This window comes from Streptomyces sp. NPDC002884 (assembly GCF_040295245.1).
Lineage (GTDB): Bacteria > Actinomycetota > Actinomycetes > Streptomycetales > Streptomycetaceae > Streptomyces.
Genome location: NZ_JBEOVB010000006.1, coordinates 1 through 26,784, shown reverse-complemented (window position 1 = coordinate 26,784; position 26,784 = coordinate 1). Strand labels below are relative to the sequence as shown.

The 26,784-nt window shown below is 70.4% G+C and carries 23 protein-coding genes and 1 tRNA gene; 12 read left to right on the top strand and 12 right to left on the bottom strand.

Going from position 1 to position 26,784, the window contains the following annotated elements:
• Window positions 1–386: 386 nt before the first annotated feature.
• From ABT070_RS14825 to ABT070_RS14790, 8 genes are all read left to right on the top strand, one after another.
• On the top strand, window positions 387–1,184 hold the full coding sequence (locus ABT070_RS14825; RefSeq protein ID WP_351760553.1) for a hypothetical protein: 798 nt from the start codon (window positions 387–389) through the stop codon (window positions 1,182–1,184).
• 79 nt (window positions 1,185–1,263) lie between these two features.
• On the top strand, window positions 1,264–2,445 hold the full coding sequence (locus ABT070_RS14820; RefSeq protein WP_351759723.1) for an NAD(P)/FAD-dependent oxidoreductase: 1,182 nt from the start codon (window positions 1,264–1,266) through the stop codon (window positions 2,443–2,445).
• Window positions 2,442–2,771 (top strand): (2Fe-2S)-binding protein, encoded by a 330-nt coding sequence (locus ABT070_RS14815; protein ID WP_351759720.1) that lies wholly within the window; start codon window positions 2,442–2,444, stop codon window positions 2,769–2,771. Before ABT070_RS14820 ends, ABT070_RS14815 begins: the two co-directional genes overlap by 4 nt.
• Window positions 2,764–4,170 (top strand): FAD-dependent oxidoreductase, encoded by a 1,407-nt coding sequence (locus ABT070_RS14810; RefSeq protein WP_351759717.1) that lies wholly within the window; start codon window positions 2,764–2,766, stop codon window positions 4,168–4,170. The genes ABT070_RS14815 and ABT070_RS14810 overlap by 8 nt, the downstream gene beginning before the upstream one ends.
• Window positions 4,171–4,208: 38 nt before the next feature.
• The gene (locus tag ABT070_RS14805; RefSeq protein WP_351760551.1) at window positions 4,209–5,141 is read left to right on the top strand and encodes a dihydrodipicolinate synthase family protein; all 933 of its coding nucleotides are present in this window, start codon (window positions 4,209–4,211) and stop codon (window positions 5,139–5,141) included.
• Window positions 5,142–5,182: 41 nt separating this feature from the next.
• Window positions 5,183–6,184 carry a proline racemase family protein gene (locus ABT070_RS14800; RefSeq protein WP_351759715.1) on the top strand — a complete coding sequence of 334 codons (1,002 nt, stop codon included), beginning with the start codon at window positions 5,183–5,185 and terminating at the stop codon, window positions 6,182–6,184.
• A gap of 99 nt (window positions 6,185–6,283) precedes the next feature.
• Window positions 6,284–6,982, top strand: a complete 699-nt coding sequence (locus ABT070_RS14795; protein ID WP_351759712.1) for a GntR family transcriptional regulator — start codon at window positions 6,284–6,286, stop codon at window positions 6,980–6,982.
• Window positions 6,983–7,143: 161 nt separating this feature from the next.
• Window positions 7,144–8,430, top strand: coding sequence for a flavin-containing monooxygenase (locus ABT070_RS14790; protein ID WP_351759710.1), 1,287 nt, complete (start codon window positions 7,144–7,146; stop codon window positions 8,428–8,430).
• A 346-nt stretch (window positions 8,431–8,776) separates the two neighbouring features.
• Here the strand turns inward: ABT070_RS14790 and ABT070_RS14785 are convergent, their stop codons facing one another.
• From ABT070_RS14785 to sucC, 10 genes are all read right to left on the bottom strand, one after another.
• Complete coding sequence (locus ABT070_RS14785; RefSeq protein WP_351759707.1) at window positions 8,777–10,120, bottom strand: cytochrome P450; 1,344 nt, start codon at window positions 10,118–10,120, stop codon at window positions 8,777–8,779.
• A gap of 8 nt (window positions 10,121–10,128) precedes the next feature.
• Window positions 10,129–10,722, bottom strand: a complete 594-nt coding sequence (locus ABT070_RS14780; protein WP_351759704.1) for a GTP-binding protein — start codon at window positions 10,720–10,722, stop codon at window positions 10,129–10,131.
• Entirely contained in the window at window positions 10,697–11,074 is a 378-nt protein-coding gene (locus ABT070_RS14775) for a DUF742 domain-containing protein (RefSeq protein ID WP_351759701.1), read from the bottom strand. Before ABT070_RS14775 ends, ABT070_RS14780 begins: the two co-directional genes overlap by 26 nt.
• The gene (locus ABT070_RS14770; RefSeq protein WP_020125671.1) at window positions 11,071–11,472 is read right to left on the bottom strand and encodes a roadblock/LC7 domain-containing protein; all 402 of its coding nucleotides are present in this window, start codon (window positions 11,470–11,472) and stop codon (window positions 11,071–11,073) included. The genes ABT070_RS14775 and ABT070_RS14770 overlap by 4 nt, the downstream gene beginning before the upstream one ends.
• Window positions 11,469–12,635, bottom strand: coding sequence for an ATP-binding protein (locus tag ABT070_RS14765; protein WP_351759699.1), 1,167 nt, complete (start codon window positions 12,633–12,635; stop codon window positions 11,469–11,471). Before ABT070_RS14765 ends, ABT070_RS14770 begins: the two co-directional genes overlap by 4 nt.
• 431 nt (window positions 12,636–13,066) lie before the next feature.
• Window positions 13,067–13,151: transfer RNA gene (locus tag ABT070_RS14760), tRNA-Leu, on the bottom strand.
• A 143-nt stretch (window positions 13,152–13,294) separates the two neighbouring features.
• A complete protein-coding gene (locus ABT070_RS14755; RefSeq protein ID WP_351759698.1) occupies window positions 13,295–13,750 on the bottom strand; it encodes a MarR family winged helix-turn-helix transcriptional regulator in 456 nt (151 codons plus the stop codon).
• Between the two features lie 282 nt (window positions 13,751–14,032).
• A complete protein-coding gene (locus ABT070_RS14750; RefSeq protein WP_351759696.1) occupies window positions 14,033–15,574 on the bottom strand; it encodes an aldehyde dehydrogenase family protein in 1,542 nt (513 codons plus the stop codon).
• Between the two features lie 100 nt (window positions 15,575–15,674).
• The gene (gene sucD / locus ABT070_RS14745; RefSeq protein WP_351759694.1) at window positions 15,675–16,568 is read right to left on the bottom strand and encodes a succinate--CoA ligase subunit alpha; all 894 of its coding nucleotides are present in this window, start codon (window positions 16,566–16,568) and stop codon (window positions 15,675–15,677) included.
• 12 nt (window positions 16,569–16,580) lie between these two features.
• The gene (gene sucC, locus ABT070_RS14740; protein ID WP_351759692.1) at window positions 16,581–17,711 is read right to left on the bottom strand and encodes an ADP-forming succinate--CoA ligase subunit beta; all 1,131 of its coding nucleotides are present in this window, start codon (window positions 17,709–17,711) and stop codon (window positions 16,581–16,583) included.
• 196 nt (window positions 17,712–17,907) lie between these two features.
• On the opposite strand from sucC, the gene ABT070_RS14735 reads away from it, so the two are divergent.
• From ABT070_RS14735 to ABT070_RS14720, 4 genes are all read left to right on the top strand, one after another.
• The gene (locus ABT070_RS14735; protein WP_351759690.1) at window positions 17,908–19,590 is read left to right on the top strand and encodes a thiamine pyrophosphate-binding protein; all 1,683 of its coding nucleotides are present in this window, start codon (window positions 17,908–17,910) and stop codon (window positions 19,588–19,590) included.
• Window positions 19,591–19,627: 37 nt separating this feature from the next.
• On the top strand, window positions 19,628–20,869 hold the full coding sequence (gene frc, locus ABT070_RS14730) for a formyl-CoA transferase (protein WP_351760549.1): 1,242 nt from the start codon (window positions 19,628–19,630) through the stop codon (window positions 20,867–20,869).
• A 4-nt stretch (window positions 20,870–20,873) separates the two neighbouring features.
• Window positions 20,874–23,018, top strand: coding sequence for an acetate--CoA ligase family protein (locus tag ABT070_RS14725; protein WP_351759688.1), 2,145 nt, complete (start codon window positions 20,874–20,876; stop codon window positions 23,016–23,018).
• Window positions 23,019–23,140: 122 nt separating this feature from the next.
• Window positions 23,141–24,532, top strand: a complete 1,392-nt coding sequence (locus ABT070_RS14720) for an OFA family MFS transporter (protein ID WP_351759686.1) — start codon at window positions 23,141–23,143, stop codon at window positions 24,530–24,532.
• 245 nt (window positions 24,533–24,777) lie between these two features.
• On the opposite strand, the gene ABT070_RS14715 is transcribed toward ABT070_RS14720, so the two are convergent.
• Complete coding sequence (locus ABT070_RS14715; RefSeq protein WP_351759683.1) at window positions 24,778–25,818, bottom strand: sugar phosphate isomerase/epimerase family protein; 1,041 nt, start codon at window positions 25,816–25,818, stop codon at window positions 24,778–24,780.
• A 46-nt stretch (window positions 25,819–25,864) separates the two neighbouring features.
• Window positions 25,865–26,784, bottom strand: a 920-nt coding sequence (locus ABT070_RS14710; RefSeq protein ID WP_351759681.1) for an alkaline phosphatase family protein, incomplete at its 5' end; no start/stop codon positions are given.

Here is a 26,784-nt window from a genome sequence, read left to right as displayed (position 1 = left end):
CCGGCCCGTACCACCTCGCATTTTCCGGCCGGACGGCCTGCTCCGCCCTCGGTCGGGCCCGTGCCCGGCCCCGCCCGCCGCTTCACCCGTACGGATCAGTGCGCTGGTCGAGCGGCCCGGCCGGTGGTGCCGTGTAGGGGCAGAGGTAGCAGCAGCAGAGCCCACAGGGTGCCCGGCAAGCACCCAGGTCGACGAGAGGAATCCCTCGGGAGCCCGCCCGGGGCGCGCCCACGCGGGGACCGGCCCCGCCCGCCCCGTCCCCGAACCGTCCTCAGGAGGTATTCGTGACCAGCCCTCGCCTGTCGTCCCGCCCGTCCGCTCCACCCCGTCCCGTCGGACCGCCCGGTCCGGCCGGTCCGACGCGTCCCGGCCGTCCGACCCGTGCGCTGGCCGTCGCCCTGGCCGTCGGCACACTGCTGGCCACGGCGGCCTGCTCCGACGACGGGGGCGACAGCGCGTCGACCGACGCGAGCACCACGACCGCGACCGCCACCGCCGGCAAGCGGACCGCCACCGCGTCCCCCACCATCACGCCGCTCACCTCGGCCGGCGCACAGACGGCGCTGATCACCGCGGGAGACCTCGAGGACAACTGGACGCAGGTGAAGACCGCGGCCAGCTGGGGGAACCGGCTGCTCATCGGCACGGTCGACGCCGCCCAGTTCCTCACCGGCAAGACGCAGGCGGCGGACTGCCAGCGCCTGCTCGACGGGCTCTACGACGAAGACCTGCTGGGGACCCCGCCCGGCCCGTCGGCGCTCACCGGCTTCACCCAGGGCGACTCGCGGCTGCTCTACCAGGTCGCCGCCTACCAGCCGGCCAGCCTCGACCAGTCGTTCGACTGGCTGAAGTCGCTGCCGACCGCGTGCGACCAGTTCAACGCGGTCGCCTCCGACGGCACCACCCGCACCGTGCAGGTCGTCGAGGCCTCGCTGCCCAAGGAGGGCGACGCCCGGCAGGGCCTCACCGTGACGGTGGCGGGCCCCTCCGGCGGCACCCCGGTCACCCTCACCCTGGACGTCGCCGTCGTACGGGTCGGGGACGACGCGATCACGGTCACCAACGGCGGTACCGACGGGGCGGACCACGACAGCACCGAGGCCGCGGTCAGCCACGGCACCACGCGGCTCAAGGACGTACGGGAAGGCCGTACGCCGGCGCCGGAGCCCAGCGAGTTCGACTGAGCGCACCCGGTCCGGAGGGAGCGCCCTCCCCCGCTTCGGCCTTCTTCCTCCCGCCAGAACCATGTGACATATTACTGTGGTGACCAAGCGACCGAGCGGTGACGTCGTGGTCGTCGGCGCCGGCATGGTGGGCGCCGCCTGCGCGCTGTACGCGGCCCGTGCCGGACTCGACGTGATCGTGGTCGACCGGGGCCCGGTGGCCGGCGGCACGACCGGCGCGGGCGAGGGAAACCTCCTCGTCTCCGACAAGGAGCCCGGACCCGAGCTGCGACTGGCGCTGCTGTCGGCCCGGTTGTGGGAGGAATTGGCTCAGGAGCTGGGCACGGCCGTCGAGTACGAGCCCAAGGGCGGCCTCGTCGTCGCCTCCACGCCCGAATCGCTCACCGCCCTGACGGACCTGGCGGCCGGGCAGCGCACGGCCGGTGTCCTGGCGGCCCCGGTTGAGGCGGACCGACTCCACGAACTGGAACCGCACTTGGCGCACGGGATGGCGGGTGGCGTGCTCTACCCGCAGGACGCCCAGGTGATGCCCACCCTGGCCGCGGCCCACCTCGTACGGGCCTCGGGTGCGCGTCTGGAGACCGGCCGCACGGTGACAGGGGTACTGCGCGACACCACCGGTGCCGTGCGGGGCGTACGTACCGACCGGGGCGACATCCTGGCGCCGGCCGTGGTGAACGCGGCCGGGACCTGGGGGGCCGAGGTCGCCGCGCTGGCGGGCGTCCGGCTGCCCGTACTCCCCCGCCGCGGCTTCGTCCTGGTCACCGAGCCGCTGCCGCGCCGCGTACGGCACAAGGTGTACGCCGCCGACTACGTGGCCGACGTGGCGAGCGACTCGGCCGCCCTGCAGACCTCACCGGTCGTCGAGGGGACCGCCGCCGGGCCCTTGCTGATCGGCGCGAGCCGTGAGCGGGTCGGCTTCGACCGGTCCTTCTCACTGCCGGTCGTCCGCGCCCTGGCGGCGGGCGCGACGCGCCTGTTCCCGTTCCTGGCACACGTACGGGCGATGCGCGCCTACCTCGGCTTCCGCCCCTACCTGCCCGACCATCTGCCCGCCGTCGGGCCCGACCCACGCGTGCCCGGGCTGTTCCACGCCTGCGGGCACGAGGGCGCGGGCATCGGGCTCGCCACCGGCACCGGTCACCTCCTCGCACAGACGCTCACCGGCCGACGCCCGGACCTGGATCCGACGCCGTTCCGCCCCGACCGCTTCGACCGCCCCGACCACCTTGCCCGCTTCGCCGAGGAGGCCACGCCGTGAACCCCCTGAAGCTGGTCCGGGCCCGCCCCGGCGCCCCGTTCACCGTCACCTTCGACGGCCGGGAGATCGAGGCGTTGCCCGGGCAGACGATCGCCGCCGCGCTGTGGGCGTCCGGCGTCACGGCGTGGCGCACCACACGGGGCGAGGGGCGTGCGCGCGGGGTCTTCTGCGGGATCGGCGTGTGCTTCGACTGTCTGGTGACCGTCGACGGTCACCCCGGCCGACGGGCCTGTCTGGTGACGGCCGTGCCCGGCGCGGACGTCCGTACGCAGGTGGGGACAGGTCACGAGGCGGCGGATCGCGAAGGGCCGGGTCACCATGACTGAGCACCGCCCGGTACTGGCGGTGATCGGCGCGGGTCCCGCCGGCCTCGCCGCGACCCTGGCAGCCGCTTCCCGCGGCGTGCGCGTGGTCCTGATCGACTCCGCCGCCGAGGCGGGCGGGCAGTTCTACCGGCAGCCCGCACCGGGACTCGGCGCCCGGCGCCCCCAGGCACTCCATCACCGGTGGCGTACCTGGGAACGACTGCGCGCCGGGCTCGACTCCCATCTCGCCGCAGACCGCGTCACGCACCTGAGTGATCGTCATGTGTGGTGTGTCGAGAAGGAGTCGGACGGTTTCTCCGTGCACGCGCTGATCGGTCCCGAGCAGGAGGAGTCCGTCAGGATCCGCGCCGACGGGGTGCTGCTGGCGACCGGCGGCTACGAGAAGGTCCTGCCGTTCCCCGGCTGGACACTGCCCGGTGTGGTCACCGCGGGCGGCGCCCAGGCACTGCTGAAGGGCGGCCTCGTACTGCCCGGCCGTACGGCGGTCGTGGCCGGCACGGGTCCTCTGCTGCTTCCCGTCGCCACCGGCCTCGCGGCTGCGGGCGCCCGGGTCGTCGCCCTGGTGGAGTCGGCCGGTCCGGGAGATTTCGTCCGTCGCGCCCCGGCCTGGGCCGCGGCGCCCGCGAAGCTCGTCGAGGGGGCCGCCTACGCGACGCGACTGCTGCTCCGCGGAACGCCGGTGATGGCCCGTCATACGGTGGTAGAGGCGCACGGTACCGAGCGACTGGAGTCCGTGACCGTCGCCGCACTGGACGCGGAGGGCCGACCGGCGCCGGGCACGCAACGACGTCTCGCCTGCGACGCCCTGGCCGTCGGCCACGGCCTGCTGCCGCACACCGACCTCGCGGAGGGGCTCGGCTGCCGTCTCGACGGGCCGGGCGTGGGTGTGGACGACGAACAGCGCACCGACGTCCCCCGCGTGTGGGCCGCCGGTGAGACCACCGGAGTCGGCGGCGCGACCCTGTCGCTCGCCGAGGGGCACATCGCCGGACGGTCGGCGGCGGCAGGACTGACGGGCACGGTTCCCGACCCGCGGGAGTGGGCCCCGTCCGCACGCACCCGTGCGCGGCTGCGGTCGTTCATCGCCACTCTGGACACCGCGTATGCCGCCCGGCCCGTCCGGTGGGCGGAGCAGCTGACCGACGAGACGGTCGTGTGCCGCTGCGAGGAGGTCACCGCCGGGGCTGTCCGCGAAGCCGTGGGCGCGCTCGGCGCGGGTGACCTGCGCACCGTGAAGCTGCTGACCCGAGCCGGAATGGGCTGGTGCCAGGGCCGTGTCTGCGAGCCGGGCGTGGCCGGCGTCGCGGGCTGCGAACTCACTCCGGCACGACGACTGCTGGCCCGCCCCGTGCCACTGGGGGTGCTGGCCGCGCCACCTGATCCCACGGCCGCACAGTGATATGTCACATGCCACAGATGGAAGAAGGGACTCGCCGTATGGCCGCCTCCACCGCGCCCACTGATCCTGCCGCCCCCGCCGCCTCCCCACACCGCCCCTGGCGTGGCGTCCTCGTCGCCACGGCGCTCCCGCTCCACGACGATCTCTCCGTCGATCACGACCGGTACGCGGAGCACTGCGCCTGGCTGGTGGCGAACGGCTGTGACGGCGTCGTACCCAACGGCTCCCTGGGCGAGTACCAGGTGCTCACGCCCGAGGAACGCGCCCGAGTGGTCGAGACCGCCGTGGCCGCGATCGGCGGGGAGCGGGTGATGCCCGGCGTCGCCGCGTACGGCTCTGCAGAGGCCCGCCGTTGGACCGAGCAGGCGGCAGAGGCGGGCTGCGCGGCGGTGATGCTGCTCCCTCCCAACGCCTACCGCGCCGACGAGCGTGCCGTCGTGGCCCACTACGCGGAGGTCGCGGGAGCCGGCCTGCCGGTGGTGGCGTACAACAACCCGATCGACACCAAGGTCGACCTCGTGCCCGAACTGCTGGCCCGGCTGCACGGCGAGGGGCACATCCACGGCGTCAAGGAGTTCTCGGGCGACGTCCGCCGCGCCTACCGGATCGCCGAACTCGTTCCGGATCTCGATCTGTTGATCGGTGCGGACGATGTGCTGCTGGAACTGGCCGTGGCGGGCGCCAAGGGCTGGGTGGCCGGCTACCCCAACGCGTTGCCGAGGTCCTCGGTGGAGCTCTACCGGGCAGCCGTCGCCGGTGATCTCACCACCGCACTGCCCCTCTACCGCCGGCTTCATCCGCTGCTGCGCTGGGACTCGCGCGTCGAGTTCGTCCAGGCGATCAAACTCTCGATGGACATCGTGGGGCGCCACGGCGGCAGCTGCCGCCCACCACGCGTCCCGCTGTCGCCGGACCAGGAAGCCACCGTCCGCGCGGCCACCGAGAAGGCCGTCGCGGCGGGTCTGGCGTGACCATCGGAAAAACTCAACTCTGGTGACCGGAAGGGCAGTTCATGCGCAGCAAGCTCGTCCTGCACGCCGTCGACTCGCACACCGAGGGCATGCCCACCCGTGTGATCACCGGCGGGATCGGCACCGTCCCCGGCGCGACGATGAACGAGCGGCGACTGTACTTCCGTGAACACCGCGACGACATCAAACAGTTGCTGATGAACGAGCCGCGGGGGCACTCCGCCATGAGCGGCGCGATCCTCCAGCCGCCCACGCGACCGGACTGCGACTGGGGTGTCGTCTACATCGAGGTCTCGGGCTATCTGCCGATGTGCGGGCACGGCACGATCGGGGTGGCGACCGTACTCGTCGAGACGGGCATGGTCGAGGTCGTCGAACCGGTCACCACCATCCGTCTGGACACCCCGGCCGGGCCGGTCGTCGCCGAAGTGACGGTCGAGGACGGCGCGGCAACGTCCGTGACCCTGCGCAACGTTCCCTCCTTCGCGGTCGCGCTGGACCGCACGGCGACACTGCCCGACGGCCGTACGGTGACGTACGACCTGGCGTACGGCGGCAACTTCTACGCGATCCTGCCGCTGGAGCAGTTCGGGCTGCCCTTCGACCGCGCACGCAAGGACGACATCCTGCGAGCCGGCCTGTCACTGATGGAGGTGATCAACTCCGAGGGGGAGCCGGTCCACCCCGAAGACCCGTCCATCCATGGCTGTCATCATGTCCACCTGTACGCGCCCGGCGCCACCGCCCGCCACTCCCGGCACGCGATGGTCATCCACCCGGGCTGGTTCGACCGCTCGCCCTGCGGTACGGGGACGAGCGCGCGCATGGCGCAACTGCACGCACGGGGCGAACTGCCTTTGCACACCGAGTTCGTGAACGAGTCGTTCATCGGCACCAGGTTCGAGGGCCGGCTGCTCGCCACGACCGAAGTGGCGGGCCTTCCGGCAGTGTTGCCCAGCTTCACCGGCCGCGCCTGGATCACCGGCACGGCCCAGTACCTGCTCGACCCGAAGGACCCGTTCCCGGCGGGCTTCGTGCTGTGACGCCCACCGCGGCGGCCGCGGCTCGGGTGGATACTGAGTGTGCACAGTGATACGTGACATGGCACCTCATTTCCATGCATCTGTTTCCAGGAGAATCCCATGGCCGCCCCGCACGACAGCAGCCCGGCAGCCGCCGTGCCCTCCCTCCCTTCGCTGGGCGGCCGGCGGAGCAGCTACCGCGAGCGGGTGGCCGATGCCCTGCGGGCCGCGCTGATCGCGGGTGAACTGCTGCCCGGCGAGGTGTACTCGGCGCCGGCCCTGGCCGCGCGCTTCGGTGTGTCGGCGACCCCGGTGCGCGAGGCGATGCTGGACCTCGCCAAGGAGGGCCTGGTGGACGCGGTGCCCAACAAGGGGTTCCGGGTCACCGAGGTCTCCGACCGGCAGCTCGACGAGTACACGCACGTCCGCGCGCTCATCGAGATCCCCACCGTGGCGGCGCTGGCGACGACGGCCGACCCGGTATCGCTGGAGGCGCTGCGCCCGGCCGCCCGGGAGATCGTCACGGCGGCGGTCGCGGGCGATCTCATCGCCTACGTCGAGGCCGACACCCGCTTCCACCTGGGCCTGCTCGCGCTCGCCGGCAACTCCCACCTCGTCGAGGTGGTGCGCGGGCTGCGCGGCCGGGCCCGTCTCTACGGCCTGACCGCACTGGCCACCTCGGGCCGCCTGCTGGCCTCCGCCGAGGAACACCTGGAGCTCCTGGACGCCCTGCTCGGACGCGACGAGCGGGCCGTGCGCGAGGTCATGACACGGCATCTCGGACATGTGCGGGGGCTGTGGGCATCCGCCCAGGAGTGAACGACCGTCTCCCCCGCTGCTCCCCTTCTCCCCCGGCGCCCGGCCGGCCTCCATGGCTCGCTGTGATCCTCGTCGCGGGCGGGTGAAGAGTGAGAGGAACGCCGGATGGGCAGTCACCTGCCCGTGCGCGAAAAGATGCTGTCTCACCTGTGGGGGAATCCGTGCGTCTGTGTCTGATCGGTGCGGGTCTGTCGGGGCTGGCGACGGCACACGCCCTGAAGACGGCCGGTGTCGACTTCGTCTGTCTGGAGCAGGCGGGCGATGTCGGCGGGATCTGGCGTCGGCCGCAGGCGGGCGAGCGCGGTCCCGGCTATCTGTCACTGCATCTCAACACCGCCAAGCAGCTCACGGGTTACGCCGCCTACCCCATGCCCGACTCCTACCCGCTCTATCCCCGGCACAGCCAGATCGCCGCCTATCTGAGATCGTTCGCCGAGTGGGCCGGTGTGCTCGACCACATCGAGCTGGGGACGACGGTGGAGTCCGTGGACCAGGAGGCCGACGGCGGGTGGACGGTCGTCGGCCGGGATGCCGACGGCACGCTCTCGTCCCGGCGCTTCACACACGTGATCGTCGCCTCCGGGCACAACTCGGAGCCGTCGATGCCCGCTCTGCCGAAGGGCGCCGAAACGTTCACAGGAACGATTCGGCATTCCTTCGACTACCGCGACGGCAGCGACTACACCGGACAGCACGTCGTCGTGGTGGGGCTCGGCGCCTCGGCGGTGGACATCGCCGCGGACCTCTCCAGATACGCGGAACAGACGGTCCTCTCGGTGCGTCGAGGGCTGCACATCGTCCCCAAGCAGTTGTTCGGCATGGCCCTCGACACGATCGCCGACGCGCCGTGGTGGATCAGCATGTCCCTGCCCGAGCAGCGCCGTTTCGTCGAACAGGCTCTGCTGGTGGCCCGCGGCAAGCTCGGCGACTACGGTCTGCCCGAGCCGGACCACCCGATCTTCGCGTCGGCGATCACCATCTCCGACGAGATCCTCAGCCGTATCCGCCACGGCGCGGTCACGCCGCGACCCGCGATCGACACGCTCGACGGCGACCGGGTCTCCTTCACCGACGGCACGTCGGTGAAGGCCGACGCGATCGTCTACTGCACCGGTTTCCAGATGAGTTTCCCCTTCCTGCAGCCCGGCAGCCCGGTCGGCGCGCAGGGCACGGTCGAGCTCTACAAGCGGGTCGTCGCCACCGACCGTCCCGGGCTGTTCTTCGTCGGTCTGGTCCGCCCGGTCGGTTCGATCACCCGGATGGTGGAGGCCCAGGCGCAGTGGGTGGCACGGATCGTCACCGGCGAGGCGGTGCTGCCGGAGGCGGAGGTCATGCGCAAGGAGATCGCGACGTATCTGAGCGGGATCGCAGGTCAGTACGGGCAGCGGGAGGGCGCGTCGATCCAGGTCGACGTGGCGCCGTATCTGGAGCAACTGCGCGGGGAGTGAGGTGCGGCAGGCAGCGGACGCCGGTCCCGGGCGCGGAGGTCGACGGTGTCGGCCGCCGCATGGGGGAAGCGGTGCCACGGCATCGGCGTACGGGCCCGAAACAAGCAGATACCCGCCCTGGAGGGCGGGTATCCGGTGCTTCTGCTGTGAACTCCGCCGCTGAACTCCGTCTCTGAGAGCTCGGGTTCGGGTCCTCGGCGGGAGGGCGTCCGGCGGAAGCAGCGTCGAGGGCGCCGAGGTCCACGACCTCGCCGTTGCGGGTGAGCGACACGGAGGCCGCGTGCTCACCACGCATACGACGGAAAGGTTCACACAGTTGACGTGAAGGCTTCGAGAAGCGGGCGGATCACTTGGTCAGCCAGTTGAGGAACTTGCTCCACACACCCGTCTGTTCGGCCTGGCGGGGCGCTGCGCCACTCTCGCGCGCCGGGGCTTGGGCGGGGGTCTGCCGGGCCGGTCGGCTCACCGGCTTGATCGGGGTGAATCGCGCGGGGAGCGTGACGAGACCACGGCTGAAGGGTCCCGGACGCCAGGTCAGGCTGTCCTCGGGGACGCTGAGCTGGACGTCGGGCAGCCGGTTGAGGAGGTTCTCGATGGCCGACACGGCGATCTGCCGGGCGGGTTCCTTCGAGGGGCAGGCGTGCGGGCCTGCGCTCCAGGCGAGATGCGCCCGGTTGCTGCCGGCCTTGCGGGCCGCCGACAGCGCGGGACCGGTGTTGGCGGCGGCGATGCTGACCAGCATCAGGTCACCGGCGGTGAGCTTCTGGCCGGCGAACTCCATGTCGGCGACCGGGTAGTGGGCGGCGAAGTTCGTCATGGGCGGGTTCTCCCACAGCGTGTCGTCCATCGCCTCGTCGATCAGACCGCCCTCGTGGGCGTACCGGTCGTCGGTGAGCAGCCGGTGCAGGGTGTTGCCGATCAGGTTGACCAGCGCCTCGGCGCCCGCGCCCAGCAGCAGCGCGACCTGGTGCAGCATCTCCTCGTCGCTCAGGCCCGTGTGATGCTGCATCAGCCACGAGGTGACGTCCTCGCCGGGCTTGCGCCGCTTGAGGGCGACCAGCTCGCCGACGGCCTGGAACAGCACCTCGATGGCTTTGTCGGCGTTGACTCCGTCGAACATGCCGGAGATGCCGAAGAAGACGCGGTCGCCGATGTCGGCGGTGCAGCCGAAGAGCTCGTTGAACACGAACAGCGGGAGCTGCTTGGCGTAGGAGCCGATCAGGTCGGCCGAACCCCGCTCGGAGAACTGGGAGATGAGGAAGTCGGAGATCCGCTCGACGCTCTGGCTCAGCTGCATCGGATCGACGCGCGCCATGCTGTCCGTGATGGACTGACGGAGCCTCAGGTGCTCGGCGCCGTCGGTGTACATGCAGTTGGGCCGGTGGGCGAGCACGGGCAGGACGGGACTGTCGGGGGCGATCCGGCCCTCGTTGAAGTCCCGCCAGCGGCGCGCGTCCTTGCGGAAGGAGCCGGAGTCCTGCAGGAGTTGGAGGGCGCTGGCGTAGTCGGTGACGAGGGTGGCCTCGACTCCGGGGGTGATCTCCACGGGTGCGGTGGGCCCGTAGTGCCGCAGGTACGTGTAGTAGGCCTGCGGGTCGGCTGCGAACTCCGGTCCGTACAGCGGCACTCGGCCGCCGGCCTGATGCGCCGGGCACCCGGGCGGGGGCACGGGTGCGGTGGGTTGGTCCATGTCTGCTCCTAGTGTGCACGGTCCTGCAGGTGGCGGACGAGGGTGATCAGCGCGTCGGCCGACGACCGCTCGTCTCGCGCGTCGCAGGTGACGACGGGGGTGTCGTCGAGCAGGTCCAGTGCGTCGCGCAGGGCCATCTCGTCCCGCAGGGGGGCGCCGTCGAAGTGGTTGACGGCGATGGCGTAGTCGAGTCCGTACTGCTCGATCAGGTCGATCACGGCGAAGGAGTCCGCGAGCCGCTCCGGGTCCACGAGCACCAGCGCGCCGAGGGCACCGCGCGCCATGTCCTCCCACATCTGTACGAAACGCTGCTGGCCCGGCGTTCCGAACAGATAGAGCACGACACGATCGCTGATGGTCAGACGACCGAAGTCCATGGCGACCGTGGTGGTGGTCTTGCCCTGGACTCCCTTGAGGTCGTCGACCGACTCGGCTGCCCGCGTCATCGTCTCTTCGGTGGTCAGCGGCTCGATCTCGGAGATCGCTCCGATGAACGTGGTCTTGCCGACCGCGAAGTGACCCACGACGAGGATCTTGACCGCCGTCTGCGTGGCCCCTTCTCGGACGTAGGCCTGCTCATCCAAACTTGGCCCTGAGACCATTCAGCACCTCCTCCAGGATGTCCCGGTCGGCGAGCGGGGCCCGCTGCACCGGCGGGCGGGTGACGAGGTAGCCGCCTTCGGTGAGGGCGGCGAGGAGGATCTTCACCACACCCAGGGGCAGTTGGGTGTGCCCGGCGATCTCGGCGACCGACAGGTAACCGGCCGAGCACAGGTCCAGGAGGCTCTGTTCCTCGGGCGACAGGCGGGTCGGCCGCTGCTCGTGATCGGCGGCCGCCGTGACCAGGGTGATCAGGGAGAGCTGCCCCTCGTCGGGCAGCCTGCGTCCCTTGGTGATGACGTACGGACGCACTAACTCCGGCGTCTGCGGCTCCAGTTCGTCGAAACCGTTCATGACCGCGCGCCGAGGTTCTCGCGCGGCGGAGTCGTCAGCGCCTTGCCGAGCTGGCCGACGAGCTGCTGCATCCGGAAGGTGATGTCCGCCATGTCGACGTCCGGCGAGGCGGAGACGCCGAGGTAGGCGCCCTCGCCGGCGGAGATCAGGAAGACCCAGCCCCCGTCGAACTCGACCAGCGTCTGCCGCCACCCCATCTGCGGGTCCTCGCAGAAGAACGCGAGCGAACGGCTGAGTGACTGCACACCGCTCATCGCGGCGGCCACCCGGTCCGCGTCGTCCTTGTCGAAGTCCTGCGTCCGCGCCATCAGCAGGCCGTCGGCGGAGATGAGGACTGCGTGCAGGGCCCCGGGTATCTCCAAGGCACTGTCAAGCATCCATGACAGATCGTCGTTCACGAGACCTCATGCCCTTCGCTGCCAGCACCACGGGTGCTGCTCGACTTTTCCGCGGGACTCGCAGGCGTGGCCCGGCCCGACTGGGTGCCTCGCTGGAAGGCGCCCATGATCGCCGCCGTCTCGGCGCCCGAGCGGGCGGGAGTGGCCGCGGACGCGCTGCCGGGCACGATGGCCATGGGCCGCTTGCGACGCCGCTTCGGCAGGCCGTCGGCGGTGGTACTGGTGGCAAGCCCGCCTTCGGGTCCGCTGCGGGCCGTGGTGGCGGCGGCGGGAACGACCGGAGCCGGCTCTCTCTGCTCGGGCGCGTTGGTGAGCAGGTCGTGCGGCAGGAGAAGGACCGCGCGGACGCCTCCGTAGGGGGAGGTGGAGTCCACCGACACCTCGAAGCCGAAGCGCTCGCTGAGCACGCCGATCACCGCGAAGCCGAACTGCGGCGGGTTGCCGAGTGCGGAAACGCCCGAGACCCGCTGGCTCGACAGGAGTTTGTCGGCACGGGCGCGCTCTTCGTCGTTCATACCGACACCGGCGTCGTCGACGACGATGCAAATACCCTTGGGCACTGTACGAATGTTGATTTCGACGACGGTGTCCGGGCTGGAATAGCTCGTCGCGTTGTCGAGGAGTTCGGCGAGAGCGAGTGCGACGGGTTCGACCGCACGACTCGTGATGCCGAAGTCGACCTGCGAGAGAATTTCCACCCGCCGGTAGTGGCGGACCCTGCCCTGCGCGCTGCGTACCACGTCGTACACGGACGCGACATCACGCGCGCGACCCAGCCAGCCGTCGCAGAGAACGGCGATGGACTGGGCTCGTCGACCGAACTGCGAGTTCGTGTGGTCGATCTCCAGGAGGTCCTGGAGAATAACCGACTCGCCATATTTGTTCTGCAGCCGCGAAACAATCAACTGCTGTTCCGCGGCAAGGCCCTGAAGGGTCCGCATGGCGGACTTGAGGACCGTTTTCGTAGCCTCTTCGGCTCGTTCCTGAGCTGCCTCGACGGATTGCGCGTACTCGTTTTCCAACGCGGAGTAGTGAGACCTGAGCCCCGCGATCTCCTGCCTTAAGGCACGCGCCGCCCTGCGCTGGCGAACAATGAGGGCGACTGCGACGAGTACGGCCACGAGGAGAGCCCAGAGTACCGGGTTCTGTATGTAATGCGTCATAAGACTCTCTTCAGGCGACTGACGGCCAGTTGCTGAATTCCCGTCAACGCGGGTGGACCGGCGGACCGCCCGCATTGACGGGTGACCGCCCGGACTGTCCCCGTAGTCGGAGATGTCGTCTTGCACCCATCCGCCCGCTCTACAAGCGAGCGTGATCGTATCACCACAAGATGGAGTCACAGACCGTCAATATGCGGACTGAGGTGAACATTGACGGATCGTCAGTGAAGATGGTGAGCAACGGCGGAGTGACCGGGAAGTGCCCCCGCGAGCGGGCCGGCACACAGCCCGACACGACAACCGATAAACGGGCTTCCGCGACATTCCGGAGGCAATGGATACGGAAACAACAAAACCCGCACCCGGCGGGACGCCGAATACGGGTAATTGATTACTCACCGAACGAAACCGCTCGATACGGAGAGTGAGAGTGTCCGAGGGGGGACTTGAACCCCCACGCCCGATAAAGGGCACTAGCACCTCAAGCTAGCGCGTCTGCCATTCCGCCACCCGGACCAGGTGTTGCCGCTGCGCGAGATCTCCCCGCGGCGACAGGCACAACAATACCAAGCTTTCGGAGTGCGTCTCACCTGCATATCCGCTGGCCGCGCGGGTGCCGGGGCCGCCGCGCGAGCGCCGCACAGCGGGTGACGGCCCGATCACTTCGCCGTCGGCTCCGCTGCGGCGAGCATCCGCAGCGCCCGCAGCAACGCGGCCGCCGCCTGCTCGTCCAGCGGGGCCAGGAACCGGCGCTCCGCGGCCCTGCGCGCCGCCTCGGCCCGCTCCAGACAGAGCAGGCCGGCGTCCGTGAGCCGGACGATGTTCCTGCGGCGGTCTCGCGGACTGCGCCGCCGCTCCACCAGGCCGTGGTCCTCCAGTCCGTCGACGAGGGCCATCATCGTGGTGCGATCGACGCCGAGCCGCCCCGCCGCCTCGGCCTGCGACAACGTTTCTTCATCGGCGAGCACGACCAGGACCGCCAGCTCGCGGCCGTCCACTCCGCACGGGACGAGCGCCTCCGCGGACTTCCTGGCCAGTGTGGCCTGTGCGTGCTGGAGGAGGTCGCCGAGCCGGTACTCCACAGGCCCGGACTGCTCTTCTCGATCACTCACCATGCCCCGAGCGTATCGGTCCGTACCAATCGCCGATCGTTGCCCACCGCTGATCGTTTGCCGCACCGGAGATCGATCCGAGAGGGACGGTGACCCCCTGGTGGACCCGGCCGGCCACCGTCACAGCCTCGGTCAGGTCTCGGTGCCGGTCACGGCTCGGTACCGGTCACGGTCGCGGTCACGATCACGGCCCGGTTCCGGTCTCGGTGTCGGTGTCGGTGTCGGTCACGGCCGTCCGACCGAGGCGCCGTCACGGCCTCGGCCGGCGGTCCGTCCAGCAAGGGGTCAGGGCATCAGCCGGTAGTCCGGGAAGTTTCCGGGCAGCCTCTCCCCCGTCGGCCCCCGGGTCACCGCGCGCACCAGCAGCTCACCGCCGACGAACGCGCCCCGCCAGGACGCGCCGAAACCGCCGAAGAGCTCGTCGCGGTCGCCGCGGGAGCGGGCGGTGCCGTGGCCGACCTTGAACGCGCTGATCTGCGGGGCCAGTCGGTCGTAGGTGCTCCGGTCGTCCGTCGACAGCGTGGCGACGAGTGCGCCGTTGGACGCGTTCATGGCGGCCAGCAGCTCCGCCTCGGTGTCGACCAGGACGATGGTGTCGACCGGGCCGAACGGCTCCGCGTAGTGCAGCGGAGAGGACGGCGGTGGTCCGAGGAGCGTGACGGGCTGCACGTACGCCGAGGTGTCCTGGCCGGGCAGGAAGCGGGCGTCGGCCGGCCTGCCGCGGTGCAGCGGGACCGCGCCGCGGTCGATTGCCTCGGCGATCTGGTCGTGCAGCTCCTTGGCCTTGGCCGCGTTGATCACCGGCCCGAGGTCCGGCCGGGGATACGGATCGTCCCGCTTCTCCACGGCCAGCGGGTGCCCGAGGGTCAGCGTGCGCACCGCCGGGAGGTACGCCGCCAGGAACTCGTCGAACAGGGTGCGCTGGACGACGAATCGCGGGTACGCCGTGCACCGTTGCTTGCCGTAGTCGAAGAGTCCGGGCACGACCGCGGAGAAGGTGTCCCAGTCCGAGTAGTTCCAGATGCCCCAGGCGTTGAGTCCTTCCTGTTCGAGTACGTGTCGCTTGCCGAGGTCGGCGACGGCCGTGGCCACCGCGGCGCCGGTGTCGCGACCGCCGACGAAGGAGACACAGCCGATCTCGGGCGCCCGGACCAGCGCCTCGGACAGCTCGCCCCCGCTGCCGCTGACGAGGGTGATCGGGAGACCCTCGCGGGCGGCGAGCGCACAGGCCAGCGTCAGACAGGCGACACCGCCGTCGGTCGGGGTCTTGGCGATGACCGCGTTGCCTGCCAGTGCCTGTACCAGCAATGCGTGAACGAGCACGCTCATCGGGTAGTTCCAGCTCGCGATGTTGGACACCGGGCCGTCCAGCGGCACGCGCCCGGCCAGCATGGGTTCGATGCCGTCGACGTACCAGCGCACGCCGTCGACGGCCCGGTCGACGTCGGCCTGCGCCAGGCGCCAGGGCTTCCCGATCTCCCAGACGAGGAGGAGGGCGAGGAGTTCGCGGTGTTCGGCGAGGGCGTCGAGGGTGGCCGCGACGCGGGCGCGGCGCTCCTCGAGCGGGACGTGCCGCCAGGCGCGGTGCTGGTCCAGACCGGCACGGACGGCCTGGTGGGCGGTGGCCCCGTCCAGTCGGGGCGGACCGGCGATCGGACCGCCGTCGACCGGGCTGGTGGCCGGCAGCGTCCGGCCGTCGGCCTGCCAGGAGGCGTTCCAGAGGTTCAGGACACGGTCGTCGCGGAAGGCCTCGGGGGCGACGGTGAGGCATCGTCGCCAGGCGTCGGGCCAGGACGTGCCGGATTTGAGGGTGAGGGTGGTTGCCATCGGGCTGCTCCGCTCTCGGTGCACGGTCGGGGGCGGGGTGGTGCGCGGTGGTGGAGAACGCCGGGCGCGGCGGCTCCGTGAGCTGATGGGACGTCACCCTTCAGCGGCGTAGCGCCTCTTCGTCGAGTGCGGCGAGCACGAGACGCGCGGTCTCGGTCGGCGTGGCGCCCACCTTGACCCCCGCCGCTTCCAGCGCCTCCTTCTTCGCCCGCGCGGTTCCCGAGGAACCGGAGACGATCGCGCCCGCGTGTCCCATGGTCCTGCCCTCGGGCGCGGTGAAGCCGGCGATATAGCCGACGACGGGTTTGGTGACGTGCTCGCGGATGTAGGCGGCCGCTCGCTCCTCCGCGTCGCCGCCGATCTCGCCGATGAGGACGACGAGGTCGGTGTCGGGGTCCTCCTCGAAGGCGGCGAGGCAGTCGATGTGGCTGGTGCCGACGACCGGGTCGCCGCCGATGCCGACGCAGGTCGAGAAGCCGATGTCGCGGAGCTCGTACATGAGTTGGTAGGTGAGCGTGCCGGACTTGGAGACCAGGCCGATACGGCCCGGTTTGGTGATGTCGGCCGGGATGATGCCCGCGTTGGACTGGCCGGGGGCGATCAGACCGGGGCAGTTGGGGCCGATGACGCGCGTTCCGCGTGCGGCGGCGTGGGTGGTGAAGGCGACGGAGTCGTGGACCGGGACGCCCTCGGTGATGACGACGGCGAGGCCGATCCCGGCGTCGGCCGCCTCGATGACGGCGGCCTTGGTGAAGGCGGGCGGCACGAAGACGACGGTGACGTCGGCGCCGGTCGACTGCATACCGTCGACGACCGACCCGAAGACGGGCACCGCGCGGTCGTCGAAGTCGACGGCCCGGCCGGCCTTGCGCGGATTGACGCCGCCGACGATGTTGGTGCCGGCCGCGAGCATGCGCCGGGTGTGCTTCATGCCCTCGGCGCCGGTCATGCCCTGGACGAGGACTCTGCTCTCCTTGGTGAGGTAAATGGCCATGGCGTCGTCTCCTCAGACTGCGGTGGCGAGTTCGGCGGCGCGGCGGGCGGCGCCGTCCATGGTGGTGACCTGCTGGACCAGCGGATGCCGGTGCGCGTCGAGGATCGCCCGCCCCCGGGCCGCGTTGTTCCCGTCGAGGCGGACGACGAGCGGCTTGGTCAGCCGTACGGTGTCCAGCGCGCGCACGATGCCCTCGGCGACCGCGTCGCACGCGGTGATGCCGCCGAAGACGTTGACGAGGACCGACTTCACGGCCGGGTCGGAGAGGACGACCGACAGCGCGGCGGCCATGATCTCGGCGGACGCGCCGCCACCGATGTCGAGGAAGTCGGCGGGCCGGGCGCCGCAGCCCGCGACGACGTCGAGGGTCGACATGACGAGTCCGGCGCCGTTGCCGATGATGCCGACCTCGCCGTCCAGTTTCACGTAGTGGAGACCCTTGGCCGCGGCGGCCGCCTCCAGCGGGTCCGTGCGCTCCGGGGCCTCCGCACCCCAACGTGACTGCCGGAAGGACGCGTTGTCGTCGAGGGTGACCTTGCCGTCGAGGGCGAGGATCCGGCCCTGCCGGGTGCGGACGAGTGGATTGACCTCGACGAGGAGGGCGTCCTCCCTGATCAGTACCTGCCAGAGCCGGACGAGCACGTCCGCGGTCTGCGCGGGCAGTCCGGCCGCCGCGGCGATCTCCCCGGCCTTCGCCGAGGTGACGCCCTCCGCCGGGTCGACGGGGATCCGGGCGACCGCCGTGGGCCGGGTCGCGGCGACCTCCTCGATCTCCGTGCCCCCCTCGGCGGAGGCGATGGCGAGGAAACGTCCGGCCGCGCGGTCCAGCACGTAGGAGACGTAGAACTCCGCCTCGATGTCGACGGGTTGGGCGAGCATCACCGTGCCGACCGTGTGCCCCTTGATGTCCATGCCGAGGATCTGGCGTGCCGTCAGTTCCGCCGCGGCCGGGTCGGCGGCGAGCCTGACGCCGCCCGCCTTGCCCCGCCCTCCCGTCTTGACCTGGGCCTTCACCACCACTCGCCCACCGAGCCGTCGAGCGATCTCGCGCGCCTCCTTGGGCGAGCCGGTCACCTCGGCCCTGGGGACCGGGATGCCGTGTTCCGCGAAGAGTTCCCTTGCCTGGTGTTCGTACAGGTCCATCTCGGCTCCTGCCTGTGAAGTCGGATCCGAAGTCCGCCGGGCCGTCGCGAGGCCGAACTCCGATGACCGAAAGTGCCGCACGCCCCCTGGACACCACCCATCGGATGCGGGATAACAAGCTTCATACAGTATTCGTCGACTGTATGCAATGTACCGCGAGAGCCTTCCACCCCCTACGAAGGGACGGAACTTCGCCATGCCCGACGACACCCAGGACCTGATTTCCGGTGGCCATCTCGTTGCCAAGGCGCTCAAGGCAGAGGGCGTCGACCGCATCTACACCTTGTGCGGCGGCCACATCATCGACATCTACGACGGCTGCGTCGACGAGGGCATAGAAGTCGTCGACGTACGCCACGAACAGGTCGCCGCCCACGCCGCCGACGGCTACGCGCGCATCACCGGCAAGCCCGGCTGCGCCGTCGTCACCGCGGGACCCGGCACCACCGACGCCGTCACCGGTGTCGCCAACGCCTTCCGCGCGGAGTCCCCGATGCTGCTGATCGGCGGCCAGGGGGCGCTCACCCAGCACAAGATGGGCTCGCTCCAGGACCTGCCGCACGTCGACATGATGACGCCGATCACCAAGTTCGCCGCGGCCGTGCCGGACACGGCACGCGCGGCGGACATGGTGTCGATGGCGTTCCGCGAGTGCTACCACGGCGCGCCCGGCCCCGCCTTCCTGGAGATCCCGCGCGACGTCCTCGACGCCAAGGTGCCGGCGGCGAAGGCCCGGGTGCCGCGGCCCGGCGCCTATCGCGCCTCGACCCGCTCGGCCGGCGACCCCGAGGCGATCGAGAAACTCGCCGACCTGCTCGTGCACGCCGAGAAGCCCGCGATCCTGCTGGGCAGCCAGGTGTGGACGACCCGGGGCACCGCAGCCGCCATCGAGCTGGTGCGCGCCCTGAACATCCCGGCCTACATGAACGGCGCCGGCCGCGGCACCCTGCCTCCGGGCGACCCGCACCACTTCCAGCTGTCCCGCCGCTACGCCTTCTCCAACGCCGACGTCATCGTGATCGTCGGCACGCCCTTCGACTTCCGCATGGGGTACGGCAAGCGGCTGTCGCCGGACGCGACGGTCGTCCAGATCGACCTCGACTACCGCACCGTCGGCAAGAACCGCGACATCGACCTCGGGATCGTCGGCGACGCCGGGCTGGTGCTGAAGTCGGTGACCGAGGCCGCCTCCGGACGCGTCAACGGCGGTGCGTCCAAGCGCAAGGAGTGGCTCGACGAGCTGCGCGCGGCCGAGCAGAGCGCCCTCGACAAGCGGCTGCCGCACCTGCGGTCGGACGCCTCCCCCATCCACCCCTACCGCCTGGTCAGCGAGATCAACGATTTCCTCACCGAGGACTCGATCTACATCGGCGACGGCGGCGACATCGTCACCTTCTCCGGTCAGGTCGTGCAGCCCAAGTCGCCCGGCCACTGGATGGACCCGGGACCGCTGGGCACCCTCGGCGTCGGTGTGCCCTTCGTGCTGGCGGCCAAGCAGGCGCGGCCCGACAAGGAGGTCGTCGCCCTCTTCGGCGACGGCGCGTTCTCGCTCACCGGCTGGGACTTCGAGACCCTCGTCCGCTACGACCTCCCCTTCGTCGGCATCGTCGGCAACAACTCCTCCATGAACCAGATCCGTTACGGCCAGGCCGCCAAGTACGGCCTGGAGCGCGAGCGGGTCGGCAACACCCTCGGCGACGTCCACTACGACAAGTTCGCGCAGATGCTCGGCGGTCACGGCGAGGAGGTGCGCGACCCCGCCGACATCGGACCCGCTCTGCGACGCGCCCGCGAGTCCGGGAAGCCCTCGCTGATCAACGTCTGGGTCGACCCGGACGCCTACGCCCCCGGAACGATGAACCAGACGATGTACAAGTGAGGTGCCCCCGATGACCCCCATGACCTCCACGACCTCCATGACAGGAACAGCGGCCAAGGCTCTCGAAGGCATCCGCGTCCTCGACATGACGCACGTCCAGTCGGGCCCGTCCGCGACCCAGCTGCTCGCCTGGCTCGGCGCGGACGTCGTCAAGCTGGAAGCGCCGTCGGGCGACATCACGCGCAAACAGTTGCGCGACCTCCCGGACGTCGACTCCCTCTACTTCACGATGCTCAACTGCAACAAGCGGAGCATCACCCTCAACACCAAGACCGAACGCGGCAAGGAGATCCTCACCGAGCTGATCCGGCGCTCCGACGTCATGGTCGAGAACTTCGGCCCGGGCGCGGTCGACCGCATGGGGTTCACCTGGGACCGCATCCGTGAGATCAATCCGCGGATCGTCTATGCCTCCATCAAGGGGTTCGGGGACGGCCCGTACACCGACTTCAAGGCGTACGAGGTCGTCGCGCAGGCCATGGGCGGGTCGATGTCGACCACCGGTTTCGAGGACGGGCCGCCGCTGGCGACGGGGGCCCAGATCGGGGACTCGGGGACGGGTGTGCACGCCGTGGCGGGGATTCTCGCGGCGCTGTACCAGCGGGAGAACACCGGGCGCGGGCAGCGGGTCAACGTGGCCATGCAGCACGCCGTACTCAACCTGTGCCGGGTGAAACTGCGGGACCAGCAACGCCTGGCACACGGACCGCTCGCCGAATATCCCAACGACGACTTCGGCGACGAGGTTCCCCGGTCCGGAAACGCGTCCGGCGGCGGCCAGCCCGGCTGGGCGGTCAGATGCGCGCCGGGCGGCCCCAACGACTACGTGTACGTCATCGTGCAGCCCGTCGGCTGGCAGCCGCTCAGCGAGCTGATCGGCCGGCCCGAGCTGGCCGGCGACCCCGAGTGGGCGACGCCCGAGGCCCGGCTGCCCAAGCTCGGCAAGATGTTCCAGCTGATCGAGGAGTGGTCCTCGACACTGCCCAAGTGGGAAGTGCTGGAGAGGCTCAACGCCCACAACATCCCGTGCGGGCCGATCCTGTCCACCAAGGAGATCATCGAGGACGAGTCGCTGGCCGCCAACGAGATGGTGGTCCGCGTACCGCACCCGAGGCGCGGCGAGTTCGTGACCGTGGGCAGCCCCCTCAAGCTCTCCGACTCCCCCGTCGAGGTGACCGGCTCACCGCTGCTCGGCGAGCACAACGAAGAGGTGTACGTCGGCGAACTCGGCCTCGGGGACGAGGAGCTGCGCCTGCTCAAGTCGAACGGGGTGATCTGACGTGATGGCCGAGGACCGGATGCACAGGGTGCGTGCGCTGCTCGACGCGGTGCGGGCCGACGGGCGGACCGCGCTGACCGCGCCCGAGGGCAAGGTGGTCGCCGACGCGTACGGGATCGCCGTACCCGGCGAGGATCTGGCGAAGGACGTCGAGGAGGCCGTCGCGTACGCGGCGCGCTTCGGTGGCCCCGTCGTGATGAAGATCGTCTCGCCGGACATCCTGCACAAGACCGACGCCGGCGGAGTGGTCGTCGGGGTGGAGGGCGCGCCGGACGTACGGGCGGCGTTCCACCGGATCGTCGAGAACGCGCGCGCGTACGACGCCGACGCCCGGGTCGAGGGCGTACAGATCCAGGAACTGCTGCCGAAGGGCCAGGAGGTCATCGTCGGGGCGGTCACCGATCCGACGTTCGGCAAGGTCGTGGCGTTCGGGCTCGGCGGGGTGCTCGTCGAGGTGCTGGGGGACGTCACCTTCCGGCTGGCTCCGGTGGACGCCGACGAGGCGCTGTCCATGCTGGACTCGATCCGTGCGGCGGAGATCCTGCGCGGGGTGCGCGGGCAGGCCGGGGTGGACCGGTGGGCGGTCGCCGAACAGATCCGCCGGGTGTCCCGGCTGGTGACGGACTTCCCGGAGATCGCCGAGGTGGACCTCAACCCGGTGATCGCCACGGCCGAGGGCGCGATCGCCGCGGACATCCGCGTCATCCTGTCCGACACGCCGGTCAAGGAGCGCCGGCGCTACACGCGCGCGGAGATCCTCATCTCGATGCGCCGTCTGATGCAGCCGAGCTCCGTCGCCGTGATCGGTGCCTCCAACGAACGGGGCAAGATCGGCAACTCGGTGATGCGCAACCTCGTCGACGGGGGATTCGCCGGGGACATCCATCCGGTGAATCCCCGGGCCGATGACATCTTGGGCCGCAAGGCGTACAAGAGTGTCACCGACGTTCCCGGAGAGGTGGATGTGGCGGTCTTCGCGATACCCGCCAAGTTCGTGGCCTCGGCCCTGGAGGAGGTGGGACGCAAGAACATCCCGAACGCCGTGCTGATCCCCTCCGGGTTCGCGGAGACCGGTGAACACGCGCTCCAGGACGAGATCGTGGCGATCGCCGAGCGGTACGGCGTCCGGCTGCTCGGGCCGAACATCTACGGCTACTACTCGACCTGGCAGGACCTGTGCGCCACGTTCTGCACGCCGTACGACGTCAAGGGCGGGGTCGCGCTGACCTCGCAGTCCGGTGGCATCGGGATGGCCATCCTGGGTTTCGCGCGCACCACGAAGACGGGCGTTTCGGCGATCGTCGGGCTCGGCAACAAGTCGGACCTGGACGAGGACGACCTGCTGACCTGGTTCGGCGAGGATCCGCACACCGACTGCATCGCGATGCACCTGGAGGACCTCAAGGACGGCCGCGCCTTCGTCGAGGCCGCGCGGGAGACCGTACCGAAGAAGCCGGTCGTCGTCCTGAAGGCGGGCCGCACTGCCGCGGGGGCCAGGGCGGCCGGCTCGCACACCGGGGCGCTCGCGGGCGACGACGCCGTCTACGACGACATCCTGCGACAGGCGGGCGTCATCAGGGCACCGGGGCTGAAGGACATGCTGGAGTACGCGCGCGCGTTGCCGGTGCTCCCCACCCCCAAGGGCGACAACATCGTGATCATCACGGGCGCGGGCGGCAGCGGTGTGCTGCTGTCGGACGCCGTGACCGACAACGGCCTCACCCTGATGGACATCCCGCCGGACCTGGACACCGCCTTCCGCGCGTTCATCCCGCCCTTCGGGGCGGCGGGCAACCCGGTCGACATCACCGGGGGCGAGCCGCCGTCGACGTACGAGGCGACGATCCGGCTGGGGCTCGAGGATCCGCGCATCCACGCACTGGTGCTCGGCTACTGGCACACGATCGTCACTCCCCCGATGGTCTTCGCGGAGCTCACCGCGCGCGTGGTGGGCGAGTTCCGCGAACGCGGCGTGGCGAAGCCCGTCGTGGCGTCGCTCGCGGGTGACGTGGAGGTCGAGGAGGCCTGCCAGTACCTCTACGAACGGGGCGTCGTGGCCTACCCGTACACGACCGAGCAGCCGGTGGCGGTGCTCGGCGCCAAGTACCGGTGGGCGCGTGCGGCAGGACTGTTGGGGGGCGGTTCATGAGGTGAACCAGGCACGGGGCCGGCCGACGGTGCGCGTCGGCCGGCCCGGGACCCGAGCGCACACGAAAGGCATTGGACAGGGGGCGCTGGCCAGAACTTTCGACGCAAGGGGTGCTGAGCGACATGACAACCACCGACTACTCGACGTCCCTCCCCTACCGGGAGGTGACGGACCGCAACGGCCGTGTGTACCGGATCGGCGAGAGCGACCGGGACATCATGGGACGACCACGCTGGACCATGGTGCTCTTCCCCTGGATGGGCATGCTGGGCATCAGCTCCTCGGAGTACGCGTTCACGTCGGCCGAGGACACACTGCACGACGCCCACCTGTGGAGCAGTGGGCACATCTTCTGGCTGATGGGCGTCTGGGTGTTCTTCCAGGCGGCCGTGGCCTTCCCGGCCGGGCAGCTGCGGGAGAGCGGCAGGCTGCCCGCGCGGTACGCGATGATGCTCGGCGCGCTGGGCACCGTCCTCGGCTATCTGTCCCTCGCGTACGCGCCGCACGTCGTCGTCGCCTACCTCGGCTTCGGCATGTGCAGCGGCATCGGCGCCGGCCTCGTCTACGCGACCTGCGTGAACATGGTCGGCAAGTGGTACCCGGAGCGCAAGGGCGGCAAGACCGGCATGGTCAACGGCGGTTTCGCCTACGGCTCGGTGCCCTTCGTGTTCCTCTTCACGTCGTACATGGACCTGAGCAACTACAAGGGCGTGCTGGTCGCGGTGGGCCTCGTCTGCTGCAGCGTCGTGGCGTTCGCCGGGTGGTTCTTCAAGGACCCGCCGAAGAACTGGTGGCCGGCCCACGTCGACCCGCTCAGGCTCACCGACGACCCGAAGATCCGCCGGGCGCTGCAGAAGAACCCGCCGGCCGTGAAGCAGTACACCCCCAAGGAGGCAGCCCGTACCCCTGTCCTGTGGATGATGTGGTTCTGTCTGCTGTGCACGGCCGGGATCAACATCTTCGGTATCGCCTTCCAGGTGCCGTTCGGCAAGGACATGGGCTTCGCCGGGGGGATCGTGGCCACGGCCATGTCCCTGAAGGCGATCGTCAACGGCACCGGGCGCGGCATCATCGGCTGGATCTCCGACCGCTACGGACGCCGGCACACCCTGATCATCGTCTGTCTCGTGCTCGGTACCGCGCAGTTCGGTGTGCTGGTCTCCGGCCAGATGGGCAGCATGCCGTTCTTCCTGTTCTGCTCCATGGTCTCCGGCTTCGGCGGCGGCGCGATCTTCCCGCTGTTCGCGGCGATGACCGCGGACTACTTCGGTGAGAACAACAACGCCAGCAACTACGGCATGGTCTACAGCTCCAAGCTCATCTCGGGCCTCGTGGGCTCCGGAGTCGGCTCGATCGTGGTCGGCGTCTGGGACTACGAGGGCGCCTTCGTCCTGGCGGGCTGCATCGGTCTCGCCTCCGCGGTACTGGCGGTCTTCCTGAAGGCACCCGGCAGGCCGACGGCCGGTCGCCGCATCGTCCCCAACCCGCAACCGCTCGGCGAGGAAACGGCCTGACATGACGGCGGGCCCCCTCGCGACCAGCAGCTCTTCGACCGTCGCCGCACACCGTCCCCACCGCGAGGTGACCGACCGCATCGTGCTGCCGCGGCAGCCCGGACCGAGCGGAAGGATCACGTCGGCCGCTCGGCCTCGGCCCACGGGCTGACGACGCACACGCGTGTGGAGGCCCCACCCCGCTGCCTGCCGGGGGTGGGGCCTCCACGCGCGTGTGCCCGCTCAGCGTGTGCGGAGCCGCGCGCTCAGCACTTCTCTCGCAACGAGTGCAGGTGCGCGCTCGACTTCCGTGCGAACGCGAACGACTCGACCGGGTTGTCGTGCTCGGCCTGCCAGTGGTGCGCGAGCCGTTCGCCGCGCAGCCGGGTGACGGCGGAGATGAAGCGCTGGTAGTCGATGTCGCCGTCACCGACGTCGGTCATCCGGTACCCGAACTCGTTCGAGGGGTCGCTGACGCCGTCCTTCACATGGAAGAGCGGATAGCGATGCGGCTGCCGCAGTACGTAGTCCAGCGGCTCGAAGGGCGCGGGCGTACCGTCGGCCCGCTTCGAGAAACGGAACTGGCCCGCGTACGCCCAGAAGATGTCCATCTCCAGGAAGACCAGGTCGGGGTCGGTCTCGGCGAGCAGCACGTCGTAGAGCCGGACCTTGGGGTTGTCGCTCGCGAAGCCGAACTCGTCGGAGTGGTTGTGCTGGTAGAACTTCATGCCGCGGGCCCTCGCGGCCGCTCCGTACGTGTTGAACTCCTCGGCCGCGCGCTTCCACGCGTCGACGGTGGAGCCGTAGCGGAACGGGCCGGAGGCGGTGCCGATGTGCTTGAGGCCGAGGGCCTGGGCGTCGTCGAGGACCTTGGTGAGGTTCTGGGCGAAGGTGTAGGCGTTCGGGTCACTGGCGTAGTAGCCGACGTGGCTGCCGATGGGCGTCAGGCCGTGGTCGCGTGCCAGCCGCTTGAGCTGGGCAAGGGTGAGGGGGCCCGCGGAGCCCTGGGTGTAGCCGGCGAACTCGACCTCGTCGTACCCGTACTTCTTCAACTCGGCGAAGACCGGGGCGAAACCGAGCGTGGAGACCTTGTCGCGCAGGCTGTAGAGCTGGATGCCGAGGCGGCCGGGGGGCAGGACGGGACGGCCGCGGCCGGCGGCCGAGGCGCCGGTGGCGGGCGCCGCGCCGGCGGGCGAGGCGGCGGCCCCGAGCAGCGCGGCCGCGGTGGCTCCCGCGGCGACGCCGAGCATGCCTCGTCTGGTCAGCCGGTGGGTGAGTTCGGGGTCGATGTCGGAGATGCGGCTCATGTCTGGAACTCCTCGGGATCGGAGGGCGTTGTCAGTGGTGAGTGCTTCACTTGTGATCAGTCGGCAACCGGTCGGCAAGACCAACCAGTCGGAGCAGCAGTGCTTTCACGTCGGTGGCCGCGACGCGGTCGCCGAGCGAACGGGGGGTGGAGCAGATGAGGAGCGGACCGTCGTCGTCGCTCGCGGGAAGGCGCCCGTGGCTGCCGCGAACAGGCGACGGATCGAGAGGCACCACGGCCATGCGGTAGCGCAGGCCGAGCTTCTTGCGGGCGAGCGCTCCTGCCGCCTTGACCTTCACGTAGTGGTCGAGGGGATCCATGAACAGTTCGGCCGGGTCGTAGCCGGGCTTGCGGTGGATCTCGACCAGCTGCGCGAAGTCGGGTGCGCGGGCGTCGTCGAGCCAGTAGTAGTACGTGAACCAGGCGTCGGGCTCCGCCACGGCCACGAGTTCGCCCGAGCGCGGGTGGTCGAGGCCGTGCCGCTTCTTCCCCTCGTCACCGAGGAGTTCGGCGACGCCGGGCAGGTCCTCCAGCACCTCCCGCACACCGGGCAGGTCCTCGGGACGGTGTACGTAGACGTGGGCGAGTTGGTGGTCGGCGACCGCGAAGGCACGGGACGCCATCGGGTCGAGGTACTCCATACCGTCCTGGGTGTGCACCTCGAGCAGGCCCGCGCGGCGCAGCGCACGGTTGATGTCGACAGGCCTGCTCACCCGGGTGATGCCGTACTCGGACAGGGCGACGACCGTACGGCCCTGGGCCCGGGCGTCGGCCAGAAGGGGAGCCATGGCCGCGTCGAGGGCGGCGGCGGCACGAAGGGAGCGCGGGTCGTCGGGGCCAAAGCGCTGGAGGTCGTAGTCGAGATGAGGGAGGTAGCACAGGGTCAGGTCGGGGTTGCGGGTGCGCAGGATGTGGCGGGTCGCGTCGATGATCCAGCGGCTGGAGACCAGGTCCGCGCCCGGTCCCC

Bases quoted from the DNA above. Each gene is read 5' to 3' on its own strand.
- frc (WP_351760549.1), top strand. From the start codon at position 19,628: ATGACAGGAACAGCGGCCAAGGCTCTCGAAGGCATCCGCGTCCTCGAC.
- ABT070_RS14810 (WP_351759717.1), top strand. From the start codon at position 2,764: ATGACTGAGCACCGCCCGGTACTGGCGGTGATCGGCGCGGGTCCCGCC.
- ABT070_RS14785 (WP_351759707.1), bottom strand. From the start codon at position 10,120: ATGGACCAACCCACCGCACCCGTGCCCCCGCCCGGGTGCCCGGCGCAT.
- ABT070_RS14795 (WP_351759712.1), top strand. From the start codon at position 6,284: ATGGCCGCCCCGCACGACAGCAGCCCGGCAGCCGCCGTGCCCTCCCTC.
- ABT070_RS14750 (WP_351759696.1), bottom strand. From the start codon at position 15,574: ATGGCAACCACCCTCACCCTCAAATCCGGCACGTCCTGGCCCGACGCC.
- ABT070_RS14775 (WP_351759701.1), bottom strand. From the start codon at position 11,074: ATGAACGGTTTCGACGAACTGGAGCCGCAGACGCCGGAGTTAGTGCGT.
- ABT070_RS14735 (WP_351759690.1), top strand. From the start codon at position 17,908: ATGCCCGACGACACCCAGGACCTGATTTCCGGTGGCCATCTCGTTGCC.
- sucD (WP_351759694.1), bottom strand. From the start codon at position 16,568: ATGGCCATTTACCTCACCAAGGAGAGCAGAGTCCTCGTCCAGGGCATG.
- ABT070_RS14720 (WP_351759686.1), top strand. From the start codon at position 23,141: ATGACAACCACCGACTACTCGACGTCCCTCCCCTACCGGGAGGTGACG.
- ABT070_RS14755 (WP_351759698.1), bottom strand. From the start codon at position 13,750: ATGGTGAGTGATCGAGAAGAGCAGTCCGGGCCTGTGGAGTACCGGCTC.
- ABT070_RS14715 (WP_351759683.1), bottom strand. From the start codon at position 25,818: ATGAGCCGCATCTCCGACATCGACCCCGAACTCACCCACCGGCTGACC.
- ABT070_RS14780 (WP_351759704.1), bottom strand. From the start codon at position 10,722: ATGGTCTCAGGGCCAAGTTTGGATGAGCAGGCCTACGTCCGAGAAGGG.
- ABT070_RS14725 (WP_351759688.1), top strand. From the start codon at position 20,874: ATGGCCGAGGACCGGATGCACAGGGTGCGTGCGCTGCTCGACGCGGTG.
- ABT070_RS14800 (WP_351759715.1), top strand. From the start codon at position 5,183: ATGCGCAGCAAGCTCGTCCTGCACGCCGTCGACTCGCACACCGAGGGC.
- ABT070_RS14765 (WP_351759699.1), bottom strand. From the start codon at position 12,635: ATGACGCATTACATACAGAACCCGGTACTCTGGGCTCTCCTCGTGGCC.
- ABT070_RS14805 (WP_351760551.1), top strand. From the start codon at position 4,209: ATGGCCGCCTCCACCGCGCCCACTGATCCTGCCGCCCCCGCCGCCTCC.
- sucC (WP_351759692.1), bottom strand. From the start codon at position 17,711: ATGGACCTGTACGAACACCAGGCAAGGGAACTCTTCGCGGAACACGGC.